8 protein-coding genes are annotated in these 8524 nt (G+C 70.0%); 3 read left to right on the top strand and 5 right to left on the bottom strand.

What is annotated here, in order from left to right:
- Nucleotides 1–183 (top strand): hypothetical protein (locus B8W67_RS20920; RefSeq protein ID WP_207567704.1); only part of this gene is annotated, 183 nt, incomplete at its 5' end.
- A gap of 14 nt (nucleotides 184–197) precedes the next feature.
- On the opposite strand, the gene B8W67_RS14870 is transcribed toward B8W67_RS20920, so the two are convergent.
- Both B8W67_RS14870 and B8W67_RS14865 read right to left on the bottom strand, forming a co-directional pair.
- Nucleotides 198–1544, bottom strand: coding sequence for an FAD-binding oxidoreductase (locus tag B8W67_RS14870; RefSeq protein ID WP_069392150.1), 1347 nt, complete (start codon nucleotides 1542–1544; stop codon nucleotides 198–200).
- Nucleotides 1545–1585: 41 nt separating this feature from the next.
- A complete protein-coding gene (locus B8W67_RS14865; protein ID WP_069392095.1) occupies nucleotides 1586–2125 on the bottom strand; it encodes an LppP/LprE family lipoprotein in 540 nt (179 codons plus the stop codon).
- A gap of 191 nt (nucleotides 2126–2316) precedes the next feature.
- Between B8W67_RS14865 and B8W67_RS14860 the strand changes: the two genes are divergently transcribed.
- On the top strand, nucleotides 2317–4071 hold the full coding sequence (locus B8W67_RS14860; RefSeq protein ID WP_069392094.1) for a DEAD/DEAH box helicase: 1755 nt from the start codon (nucleotides 2317–2319) through the stop codon (nucleotides 4069–4071).
- Entirely contained in the window at nucleotides 4068–5249 is a 1182-nt protein-coding gene (locus B8W67_RS14855; protein ID WP_069392093.1) for an acyltransferase family protein, read from the top strand. Before B8W67_RS14860 ends, B8W67_RS14855 begins: the two co-directional genes overlap by 4 nt.
- Here B8W67_RS14855 and B8W67_RS14850 read toward each other — a convergent pair.
- The 3 genes from B8W67_RS14850 to B8W67_RS14840 are packed head-to-tail and all read right to left on the bottom strand — an operon-like array spanning nucleotide 5246 to nucleotide 8517.
- Nucleotides 5246–5845 carry a TetR/AcrR family transcriptional regulator gene (locus tag B8W67_RS14850; protein ID WP_069392092.1) on the bottom strand — a complete coding sequence of 200 codons (600 nt, stop codon included), beginning with the start codon at nucleotides 5843–5845 and terminating at the stop codon, nucleotides 5246–5248. The two genes, B8W67_RS14855 and B8W67_RS14850, sit on opposite strands and share 4 nt — an antisense overlap.
- Nucleotides 5845–7077: a cytochrome P450 gene (locus tag B8W67_RS14845; RefSeq protein WP_085304745.1), complete on the bottom strand. Its 1233-nt coding sequence runs from the start codon at nucleotides 7075–7077 to the stop codon at nucleotides 5845–5847. Before B8W67_RS14845 ends, B8W67_RS14850 begins: the two co-directional genes overlap by 1 nt.
- Nucleotides 7078–7116: 39 nt before the next feature.
- Nucleotides 7117–8517 carry an FAD-binding oxidoreductase gene (locus B8W67_RS14840; protein ID WP_069392090.1) on the bottom strand — a complete coding sequence of 467 codons (1401 nt, stop codon included), beginning with the start codon at nucleotides 8515–8517 and terminating at the stop codon, nucleotides 7117–7119.
- Nucleotides 8518–8524 lie beyond the last annotated feature (7 nt).

The following is an 8524-nucleotide window of genomic DNA, read 5'->3' as shown; positions in this document are numbered from 1 at the left end:
GTGCGGGCACCGCCCGCCCCACCGCCGGTGCCCGCACCCGACGTCGCGCCGGGGCAGCCGGTGTGGGACCTCGGGCCCGACACCGACGAGTTGGTGCGCCCGCACGACGACCCGCTGTTCTCCCCCGGGGGCTGGGGCCGGGCATCCGGGGGCGGTCGTCACGCCCGCCGTGACCCCGACTGATCACAGCGCCCCGCTCAGCCGAACAGCACCGCGCTGTTGAGATAGCCGGTGGGATCGAAGGCGGCCTTCAGGGTGCGCATCGCCGCGATGTCGGCGGGCCCGCGCGACATCGGAAGAAACTCCCGTTTGCGTACCCCCACCCCGTGCTCGGAGCTGACGTTGCCGCCGCAGCCGGTGATCAGCTCCATCATGGCCGCATCGAGGCGATGCTCACGGTCCTCGGTGAGCTCGCAGCGCAGCACATTGAGGTGCAGGTTGCCCTCGCCGAGATGACCGAAGAGCACCGGGATCGCCGCGGGGGCGTGCTCGGCGATCACCGCGGCGGCGCGGGAGGTGAACCCGGCGATCTCCTCCAGCGGCAACGACACATCGAATTTCAACGGCGGGCCGAACACCCCCAGGATGTCGGTGATCGCCTCGCGGGTCCGCCACAGCCGATGGCGCGCCGCGGCGTCGACGGCGACCGCGGGCTCGGCGCAGGGGCGTACCGCGGCCAGGGCCTCGCCGAGTGCCGCGGTGGGATCGTGGTCGGCGGCCACCTCCACCAGCAGAAGCCAGGTGCCCTCGACCGGGGCAGGCACCCCCTGATACTCATCGGTGAGCACCAGAGCCGCCCCGTCGATCACCTCCAACGCGGCGACCCCGTCGAGGTCGGCGAAGATCCGTCCGGCGTCGACGAGGGCGGCCAACTCGGTGAAGCCGCAGACCGCGGTGACCCGGTGCCGCGCCGGCCGGTGCAACCGGACCTCCAGGTCGGTGATCACCCCCAGGGTGCCCTCGGCGCCGACGAACAGCGCCGGCAGGTCATAGCCGGTGTTGTCGCGTCGCACCCGGCTGTGGCGGCGCAGCAACGTGGCGTCGGGCAGCGCCACCTGCAGGCCCAGCACCTGCTCGCCCATGGTGCCGTAGCGGATGGTGTGCAGGCCCCCGGCATTGGTGGCGGCCATGCCGCCGACCGTGGCGGTGTCACGAGCGGCCAGATCCACCCCGAACAGCAGCCCGGCGGCAGCCGCGCTCTGCTGCAGCACCGCCAACGGCACCCCCGCGCCCACGCTCACCCGCCGCTCGGTCGGATCCACCGCGCCGATCCCGGTGAGCCGGTCGGTCGCCAACAGCACGTCGTCGTGGCGCGGCACGGTGCCGGCAACCAGCGAGGTGCGCCCACCCTGCACGGTGACGTGGGCGCCGGCCTGCAGACAGACCTGCAGCACAGCGGCGACCTCGGCGGCCGAACCCGGACGCACCAGGGCGCAGGCCCGACCGCGGTAGCGGCCGGTGTAGTCGACGCTGCGGGCGGCGAGCACAGCGGCGTCGGTGCTCACATGCTCGGAGCCGACCACCGACCGCAGCCGCTTCGCCAGCGAGACGCTCACCTCGCCGGTCTATCACAACGGCGCGGCGCTCAGCGCACGCTGTTGGCGATCAGTTCCACCCCGTTGCCGTTCCAGCGGAACTTCACCACGCTGTCGAGCCCCTCCAGGCCCGTCGAGTACGTCAGTGCCACGGTGTCGCCGGTGCACTGCGCGGTGTCGATGCCGGTGAAGCCGTACGTGTCGGGCACCCCCTCGGGGATGAACTTGCCGAGGTGGAACATGACCGCCCGGGTGTTGGGATGCTCGGCGTTGGTGTTGGCGGCCACGATCACCGCTGACAGTTGGGCGCACTCGTTGTAGTTGCCGCCCAACGGTTCGGGGTTCCACGGTTGCCCACTGCGCGGATCGCGCGGCAACTCCGAGACAGCGCGCGCCACGGTGGGCGCGGCCAGGTTCACCGCACACGGGTCGACCGGGCCGGGCGGGGGACTGCTCGACGGTGGCGCCGACGACGCGACGGTCGGTGTCTCGGTCGCCGGGTCGGCGATCGTGGTGGTCGGGGTGGGGGTCTTCGCGACGGTGGAGTCACCGGACCCGCACGCGGCCAGGCCGCACGCCAGCAGGACCATGCTCGGCCCCACGACAATCCACCGGGAGGGTCTGCCCGCACTCACCACAGAGGGCACCGTACCGGCCCCGCCGCGCCGGAGGCGGGAGGCGCGGCCTCACCGGTCGGTGGTGATCGCCACAATCGAACGCCGATCGGCGCCGACGGCGACGGTCACCGCGGCCCCCGCATGCCCGTAGACTGCAAGACGCCATGACCTCCCCCGACAGTGCCGAAACCCCCGATTCCGAGTCGAGCGCGACCGATCCGGGCGCCGAGTCGCCACCGCTGGTGACCTTCGCCGACTTGACCCTGCACCCCGCGGTGCTGCAGGCGGTCACCGACGTCGGCTACGAGTCGCCGTCGGCGATCCAGGAAGCCACGATCCCGGCGCTGATGGCCGGCTCCGACGTGGTCGGGCTGGCCCAGACCGGCACCGGCAAGACCGCGGCGTTCGCCACCCCGATCCTGTCCAAGATCGACACCGCCGCCAAGACCACCCAGGCGCTGGTGCTCGCCCCCACCCGCGAGTTGGCGTTGCAGGTCGCCGAGGCGTTCAGCCGCTACGGCGCGCACCTGCCCGGACTCAACGTGCTCCCGATCTACGGCGGTTCCTCCTACGGGGTGCAGTTGGCGGGGCTGCGCCGCGGCGCCCAGGTGGTGGTCGGCACGCCGGGCCGCGTCATCGACCACCTCGAGCGCGGCACGCTGGACCTGTCCCGTGTGGACTACCTGGTGCTCGACGAAGCCGACGAGATGCTGCAGATGGGCTTCGCCGAGGACGTCGAACGCATCCTCGCCGACACCCCCGAATACCGGCAGGTGGCGCTGTTCTCGGCGACCATGCCGCGGGCGATCCGTTCCATCACCGCGAAATACCTGCACGACCCGGTCGAGGTCACCGTCAAGGCGAAAACCGCCACGGCGGAGAACATCACCCAGCGCTACATCCAGGTCTCCGGACCCCGCAAAATGGATGCGCTGACCCGGGTGCTGGAGGTCGAGCCGTTTGAGGCGATGATCGTGTTCGTCCGCACCAAACAGGCCACCGAGGAGGTCGCCGAGAAGTTGCGGGCCCGCGGGCTCGCCGCCGCCGCCATCAACGGCGATATCGCCCAGGCTCAGCGGGAACGCACGATCAGCGCGCTCAAAGACGGCACCCTCGACATCCTGGTCGCCACCGACGTGGCCGCGCGCGGACTCGACGTCGAACGCATCTCGCATGTGCTCAACTACGACATCCCGCACGACACCGAGTCCTATGTGCACCGCATCGGGCGCACCGGGCGGGCCGGGCGGGCAGGTGCTGCGCTGCTGTTCGTCTCGCCACGGGAACGCCACCTGCTCAAGGCGATCGAGAAGGCCACCCGCCAAAAACTCACCGAAGCGCAGTTGCCCACCGTCGAGGACGTCAACGCGCAACGAGTGGCCAAGTTCCGCGATTCCATCACCGACACGCTCAGCGCGCCGGGGATGGACCTGTTCCGCAGCCTCATCGAGGACTACGAACGCGACCACGACGTCCCGCTGGCCGACATCGCCGCCGCGTTGGCGCTGCAGTCCCGCAACGGTGACGAGTTCTTGATGGTCGAACCGCCGCCGGAGAAACGCCGTGAGCGTCGCGACCGAAAGCCCGAGCGGGACAGCAAGAACGCGCGCAGCGGCGGACCGCGGTCAGGTTTTGCCACCTACCGGATCGCGGTGGGCAAACGCCACAAGATCGGACCGGGGGCGATCGTCGGCGCCATCGCCAACGAGGGTGGATTGCAGCGCAGCGACTTCGGCCACATCAGCATCCACCCCAACTTCTCGTTGGTGGAGCTGCCGGCGAAGCTGCCACAACAAACGGTCAAGGCGTTGGAGAACACCCGCATCTCGGGAGTGCTGATCAATCTGCAACCCGACCGCGCGCAGGGAAAGGCGGGTCGTCGTGACCCGGCGAAACCGCGCCGGAAACACACCGAATGACCGTCTCGCGTGACATGCCCGTGCAGGGCGGGCTCGAGCAGATCCCCAGCGGCAGCACCTACCGGGTCGAGTCCCTCACCGGGATCCGTGCGGTCGCCGCCCTGTTGGTGATGGTCACCCATGCGGCGTTCACCACCGGAAAATATCCCGAAGGCTACTTCGGGTCGTTTTGGTCGCGCACCGAGATCGGTGTCCCGATCTTCTTCGTGCTCTCCGGGTTCCTGCTGTTTCGGCCCTGGGTGCAGGCCAGCCGCAAGGGCAGGCCGGGCCCGTCGCTGCTGCGCTACACCCGCCACCGGATCCGGCGCATCATGCCCGCCTACGTCGTCACCGTGCTCGCGGCCTACGCCGTCTACCATTTCCGCGCCGTCGAGCCGAATCCCGGCCACACCGTGACTGGGCTTTTCCGCAACCTGACGTTGACCCAGATCTACACCGACAACTACGTGTACTCCTATCTGCATCAGGGCCTGACCCAGATGTGGAGTCTCGCTGTCGAAGTCGGCTTCTACATCGCGTTGCCGTTTTTGGCGTACGTGTTGTTGGTGCTGTTGTGCCGGCGACAGTGGCGTCCTTATCGGCTGTTGGCCGGTCTGGCGGTCGCGGCGGCGATCAGCCCGGCCTGGCTGATCCTCGTGCACACCGTCGAGGGGCTACCCGACGGTGCGCGGTTGTGGCCGCCGGCGTATCTGATGTGGTTCGTCGGTGGCATGACGTTGACGGTGCTGCAGGCCCTCAACGTTCGGGCGTACGGGTTTGCGGTCATCCCGCTCGCGGTGATCTGCTACGCCATCGCCTCCACACCGGTCGCCGGGGAGCCGACGACGACACCGCGGGAACTGGCCCAGGCGTTGGTCAAAGTGGTGTTCTACGCGGTGATCGCCGCGCTGGCCGTCGCCCCGTTGGCGCTGGGGGACCGCGGCTGGTACGCCTGGGTGTTGGGCACCCGACCGATGGTGTGGCTCGGGGAGATCTCCTACGAGATGTTCCTCATCCACATGGTGCTGATCGAGATCGCCATGGTGGACGTGCTGCACTGGCGGATCTGGACCGGATCGATGTGGGGGCTGTTCGCGGTCACCGTGGTGATGACGGTGCCGCTGGCCTGGCTGCTGCACTACCTCACCTGGGATCTGCCCGCCCGGCGCCGTGCCCGCCGCGAGGAGTCCCGGGCCTAACTGCGCCGGGCCGGTGACACCACCAGCGGCGCCACGAAATCGGTCAGCATCGCGGTCTCCTCGGCGTCGTCGCCGCCGGGAAAGACCAGCAGCGACGTCAGCACCCGCACCACCCAGCGGGCGCGGCGTTCGACGCTGGGCCGGCCCGGATCGGCGTCCGGCTGCACGCTTTCCAGGAACGCGGCGACCATCGCGATGATCACCTCGGAGCGGTCGGCCATCTCCCCGCCCAGGGGCCCGGTGCGCGCGAACCAGGAACTCAGCGCGGGATTGGCGCGCACCAGTGCGATCGCCTCGGTCATACCGGTGACCAACCGGGTCTGGGGGTCGCTGATCCCGGCGAGGCGTTCGGCGAGCAGGCGGTCGAGTGATCGGGCCTGCCGGTGCACATAGGCCCGGTGCAAAGCCTCCCGATTGTCGAAGTAGCGGTAGAGGGTGGCGCGCGAACACCCTGCGGCCCGGGCGATCTCGTTCATCCCGACGGTCTCGGGGTCGTGGTGGGCGAACAACGTCTCGGCGGCGTCCAGGATGCGTTCGGCGGCCACCTCGCTGCGCTGATCGGCCAGCCAGCCCCGGGGGCCGGAAGCGTCGCCCATCACGGGGTGAACGGCACCGACAGCGGGCGGCGCACATAGCTGCCGCCGGCCCACTCGATGCCGGACTCGTCGACGGTGAACTCCGGGCAGCGGGCCAGCAGCTCCTCCAACGCCACCCGAGATTGCATCCGGGCGGCCTGATTGCCGATGCAGTGGTGCGCGCCGTAGCCGAAACTCAGGATCTGGGTGGGTTTGCGCGTCACGTCGAGGTCCTCGGCGTCGGGGCCGAAACGCCGCTGGTCGCGGTTGGCCGAGGCGTAGAGCAGCAGCACTTTGCGCCCCGCCGGGATCGTGGTGTTCTCGATGGTGACATCGCGGGTCGCGGTGCGGCACAGTCCCTGCACCGGCGAGGTCAGCCGCAACAACTCCTCGACCGCGTCGCGGATCGCCGACGGATCATCGACGAGTCGGCGCCGCTGGTCGGGGTGGGCGTGCAGCAGTTGCGCCGAGCCGCCCAGCATTCCGGTGGTGGTGTCGTTGCCGCCGGTGACCATGGTGAAGGCGAACGCCAGGATCGAGAACACCCCGGCGTGGTCGTCGGGGTCAGCACCCACCCCGGCGGCGACCAGATGCGAGATCGTGTCGTCACCGGCGTCGGTGCGGCGCCGGTCGATCAGCCCGGTGAAGTAGCCCATCATCTCGCCGACGGCGCCGCTGGCGCTGGCCACCCCGTCGGGGCGGGTGGTCGCCGCGACGATCGCATCGGTCCAGCCGTCGAACTGAGCCCGATCGGCCTGGGGGACCCCCAGGAAATGTGCCACGACCATCGACGGCAGTGGCTTGAACAGCTCGGTGACCAGATCCCCGCCCCCGGCGGCGCGCAGCCCCTCGATGCGCTCCACCACGAAGTCCCGCACCGTCGCCTCCAGCGCGGCGACGTGTGCCGGCGTGAACGCCCGCGCCACCAGCTTGCGGAACTCGGTGTGGCGCGGCGGGTCCTGCATGACCATCGGCGGGTTGTCGGCCAGGCCGATCATGTCCAGCTCGCCGTAGTTGACGGTCAGTCCCTGCGCCGAGGAGAACGTCTCGTGGTCACGCGCGGCCTCCCACACGTCGGCGTGCCGGGACAACACGTAATAGTCGCCGGCGCCGGGGGTCTCGGGGGAGTCGGTCACATGGTGAACCGGTTCGTGGTCGCGCAGCGCCCGGTAGGTCGGCCACGGGTTCGCCCAGGTGTCGGCGTCGAACAGCTGAAACGGCGGCGGTAAGACGTGAGACAATGATGCTGTCATGTCTCATTAATAGGACAGAGGATAAAAAGTGTCAACCCCTCAGATGCCCGCTCCCGGGTTGAGGATCCCGGTCGGGTCCAGGGCGTCTTTGATGCGCTGGTTGAGCGCCATCACCTCCGGGCCGAGCTGATCACCGAGCCACGGCCGCTTCAGCCGGCCCACCCCGTGTTCGCCGGTGATGGTGCCGCCCAGCGACAGCGCGAGATCCATGATCTGGCCGTAGGCGAGCTGGGCGCGGCGGGTGTTCTCCGGGTCGGTCGGGTCGTGCACGATCAGCGGATGGGTGTTGCCGTCCCCGGCGTGGGCGATCACCGAGATCAACAGGTCCTGCTGCGCGGCGATCTCCTCGATCCCGGTGACCAAGTCGGCCAGCGCCGGCAGCGGAACCCCGACGTCCTCCAACAGCAGCGGCCCCTTGGCCTCCACCGCCGGGATCGCGTAGCGGCGAGCGGCGATGAACTCCTCGCCCTCGGTGGGGTCGTCGGTGGAGTAGACCTCGGTGGCGCCGTGCTCGGTGAACACCGAACCGATCAGCGCGATGTCCTCGGCGCCGGCGGCACCGCGTTCGTCGGAGGCGGCCACCAGCATCGCCCCCGCCTTGCGGTCCAGGCCCATCCGCAGTTTGTCCTCGACCGCGTTGATCGCCGCGGCGTCCATGAACTCCAGCATGGCCGGGCGCATCCGGCCGGTCACCGCCAGCACCGCCTCGCAGGCGTGGCGCACCGAGGCGAACGTCGCCACCACCACGCACGACGACGGTTGCTCGGGCAGCAACCGCAGCGTGGCCTCGGTGACCACGCCGAGCGCGCCCTCGGAGCCGACGAACAGTTTGGTCAGCGAGAACCCGGCGACGTCCTTGAGCCGCGGACCCCCGAGACGCACCGCGGTGCCGTCGGCCAGCACCACCTCCACGCCCAGCACGTAGTCGGTGGTGACGCCGTACTTCACACAGCACAAGCCACCGGCGTTGGTGGCGATGTTGCCCCCGATGCTGCAGATCTCGAACGACGACGGGTCCGGCGGGTACCACAGGCCGTGCTTGGCGACCGCCTTCTTCACCTCGGCGTTGAGCAGACCGGGCTGGCACACCGCGGTCCGGGTGACGGGATCGACGGTGATGTCGCGCATCTTCTCCGTCGACAGCACGATTCCGCCGTCCACCGCGGTGGCGCCGCCGGAGAGCCCGGTTCCGGCACCGCGGGTGATCACCGGGATCCGGTGGGCGCCGGCCCAGCGCAGCACCGTCTGCACCTGCTCGGTGCGGTGCGGCCGGACCACCGCCAGCGGTGTGCCGGCGGCCGGATCCAACGCCCGATCCTGGCGGTATCCGTCGGTGATCGTCGGGTCGGTGACCACCATGCCGTCGGGCAGCGCGCTGACCAACTCCGCGACGGCGTCGGCGGCGGTGTCTCCGGCGCCCGCGGGCTCCACAGTGCTCATGTGCCTC

The organism is Mycolicibacillus koreensis, from assembly GCF_002104795.1.
In the GTDB taxonomy this organism is placed as follows: Bacteria; Actinomycetota; Actinomycetes; order Mycobacteriales; family Mycobacteriaceae; genus Mycobacterium; species Mycobacterium koreense.
Note: the sequence above shows the minus strand (reverse complement) of the source record. Positions and strands in the feature narration are given on the sequence as shown.

Bases quoted from the DNA above. Each gene is read 5' to 3' on its own strand.
- B8W67_RS14855 (WP_069392093.1), top strand. From the start codon at position 4,068: ATGACCGTCTCGCGTGACATGCCCGTGCAGGGCGGGCTCGAGCAGATC.
- B8W67_RS14850 (WP_069392092.1), bottom strand. From the start codon at position 5,845: ATGGGCGACGCTTCCGGCCCCCGGGGCTGGCTGGCCGATCAGCGCAGC.
- B8W67_RS14865 (WP_069392095.1), bottom strand. From the start codon at position 2,125: ATGGTCCTGCTGGCGTGCGGCCTGGCCGCGTGCGGGTCCGGTGACTCC.
- B8W67_RS14845 (WP_085304745.1), bottom strand. From the start codon at position 7,077: ATGACAGCATCATTGTCTCACGTCTTACCGCCGCCGTTTCAGCTGTTC.
- B8W67_RS14840 (WP_069392090.1), bottom strand. From the start codon at position 8,517: ATGAGCACTGTGGAGCCCGCGGGCGCCGGAGACACCGCCGCCGACGCC.
- B8W67_RS14860 (WP_069392094.1), top strand. From the start codon at position 2,317: ATGACCTCCCCCGACAGTGCCGAAACCCCCGATTCCGAGTCGAGCGCG.